This window comes from Coprobacter sp. (genome assembly GCF_982436375.1).
Genome location: NZ_CEWDCG010000298.1, coordinates 1 through 2,531, shown reverse-complemented (window position 1 = coordinate 2,531; position 2,531 = coordinate 1). Strand labels below are relative to the sequence as shown.

The window sequence follows — 2,531 nt, the reverse complement described above, 5'->3', positions numbered from 1 at the left end:
TTCTCACATTCCTCATTCTGATTACCGTTCCTTTTATTTCAGGACAATTTATCTGCGAAAAAGGGTGGTTCGGAGAGATGTTCTCATCACGATGGACAAATTGGTTCGGAAGATATACCGACACGAATAAACTGATATCAGGATATTCAACCATTTTGACCATAATAAATTATCTTTTACTGTTCGTCATAATCAATTATCGTATATCCTCCAAAAATCTGCTGTTTATCACATGTCTTACTTCTGCAATAAATATGGGAAGCTTTATCGAAATAAATAACCGGATAGACGGAGTCAACAACAGCGACCAAAGTTTAACCATTTTTCTGACCGACTCTATTCATAATATATCTCCCCAATATGAATATCGGATAGACTTCGATCCGGCAAACCACATGAATATGGGGTTATATCAAAATGAACCTGCAATATCGGTATTCCACAGTTTGCAAAGTCGTTCTCATGCAGATTTCATAAGCATTTCGGGATATATAGAAAATATAAAAAGCCCCACCAACGAACCGTCATTAAAAAACCGGGAATATACCGATGCATTATTATCGGTACGTTACTTTTACAGATATGTACCTTTTAACACAAAATATATTCCCGAAGGATTCCGATTAAAAAAGAAGAACAACAAATCTGAAATATACGAAAATCAAAATTTTATTCCTTTCGGATTTACTTACGACAGAGCTATAAACCGGACAGAATTCAACTCGATACATCAGACCGATCCTCAAAAAAATCGATGTAACATTCTCTTGTCCTCTATCGTTCTCGAAAAACAGGATTGGGAAAAATACCGCTCATTATTTCAATATACAAAAATAGACACCAGTATGGATGTTGCGCAGCTTTCCCGAAAAAGAAATGAAGTCGTATGTTCTTCATTTCACGGAAACTCAACCGGATTCACTGCCGAAATTAATTTACCTAAAGAAAATCTTATTTTTTCAGTGTTCCGTACGATTCGGGATTTTCGGCAACCGTTAACGGAGAAAAAAGAGAAATTATAAAAACAAATATTTCGTTCATGGCAGTAAAAGGAGATAAAGGTAAAAATACCATAAATTTCACATACGTTCCTCCCGGAATAAAAGATGGTATTCTAATTTCTACTCTCGCCTTGATTTTTTTCATTATTTATATAAGAAAACAGATTCTCTATTCTTCTAAAAAACGAAGACTCTCCACTTTAGCAAGCCGTGAACGGAGATAATCGACAGCCGATCGACGCACACGAAGGGTCATATCACAATCTAAATTAAAATATTGAGAAATTATAGTAACATTATCCTCTTTTACAATTCGCATCACATCATTCAGAAAAGGATATTCAAACGCAACACGTATATCATCCTCAACAAGGCATTCGATTATTTCATTCGCCCGGATCGCTTCGGCAGCAGCTTCACGATAAGCGACGATCAACCCGCTCGTTCCCAATTTTATTCCTCCGAAATAACGAATTACGACAATCAATATATTCGTCAGTCCGAACGAATTGATTTGTCCGAGTATAGGTTTTCCGGCTGTTCCCGAAGGTTCTCCGTTATCATTCGAACGAAAGTCCACACGTTGATGTCCCAGCATATACGCCCAACAAATGTGTCGGGCATCATAATACTTCTTCTGATATATTTCAAGGTTTTCCTTAACTTCATCTAACGTAGAAACCGGAACTGCAAAAGAGATGAACTTACTCATTTTTTCTTTATACAACCCCTCAGAAGTTCGGGCTATCGTTTTATACGTATCTTCCATATCGCAAAGATACGATTTTCAACATCAATAAAAAAACAGCTACCCTCATGGATAGCTGCATTATTCTATAAATGATTAACAAATTCGTATCGAGTAAAACTCAGACAGGCTCTAAGAGCCTGTCTGAGTTTTACTCGGGTCAGTTTTGAGAGTTTCTTTCGAGTATGTTTTTCTGTTTTTACGAGAAGGATAGCGGGCTATCTGACGAGGGAAAACAGGAAAAAAGACCGGAAGAAAATACAAAAATGACCTGATAATATTTTTTGTCGGAAAATTCAGACAGGTTCTTAATCCCGGTCATTATCCATATCGATCACATTGAAATTCATATCGAATTTGATTTCCCAGAAATTGGACAACTTTACTTCATAATCGTAACGGTCTCTCTCGATACTAAGTACCTTCGCTTCAGGATAGTTCGTTTCTACATATTTTTTTATAGGGGCTGGAATAACTTTAGCCGGTACAACAGTTGACTTACAGTTCACTTCCGTCCATTCGCCTTTCTTATCGAATTCAAGTTTGTCTCCATTATTAAAAACCACATCATAAGATTTATCGAACAACTCGGTCTCCATTTTCACAAAAGCGATTTTAGCTTTCGGGAAATGTTGTTTTACAAATTTTTGTGCTGCTTGAGGCAACTGAGTAAAATTAATCGGCTTATCATTATCTGCCAATGCTACTTGAATAGAAAATACACATACGAATAAAAAGATCAACTTTTTCATAATCTGAAATTTTAAAGGTTACTACTGATT

Annotated in this window: 3 protein-coding genes and 1 pseudogene; 2 read left to right on the top strand and 2 right to left on the bottom strand. The window is 36.2% G+C overall.

The annotated features are described in order from the left end of the window. The first annotated feature begins 77 nt into the window (after positions 1-77). Together AC1WHX_RS11845 and AC1WHX_RS11840 are read left to right on the top strand one after the other, a co-directional pair. Positions 78-1,022: a YfhO family protein gene (locus tag AC1WHX_RS11845; protein WP_481229441.1), complete on the top strand. Its 945-nt coding sequence runs from the start codon at positions 78-80 to the stop codon at positions 1,020-1,022. Further along, positions 1,010-1,225, top strand: a pseudogene (locus AC1WHX_RS11840) (hypothetical protein); the annotation flags it as partial. The gene AC1WHX_RS11845 and the pseudogene AC1WHX_RS11840, both read left to right, overlap by 13 nt. On the opposite strand, the gene AC1WHX_RS11835 reads toward AC1WHX_RS11840, so the two are convergent. Next, a complete protein-coding gene (locus tag AC1WHX_RS11835) occupies positions 1,171-1,770 on the bottom strand; it encodes an IMPACT family protein (RefSeq protein WP_022391013.1) in 600 nt (199 codons plus the stop codon). The pseudogene AC1WHX_RS11840 and the gene AC1WHX_RS11835 overlap by 55 nt on opposite strands. A 287-nt stretch (positions 1,771-2,057) precedes the next feature. Next, complete coding sequence (locus AC1WHX_RS11830; protein WP_022391012.1) at positions 2,058-2,501, bottom strand: PepSY-like domain-containing protein; 444 nt, start codon at positions 2,499-2,501, stop codon at positions 2,058-2,060. Between the last annotated feature and the right edge of the window lie 30 nt (positions 2,502-2,531).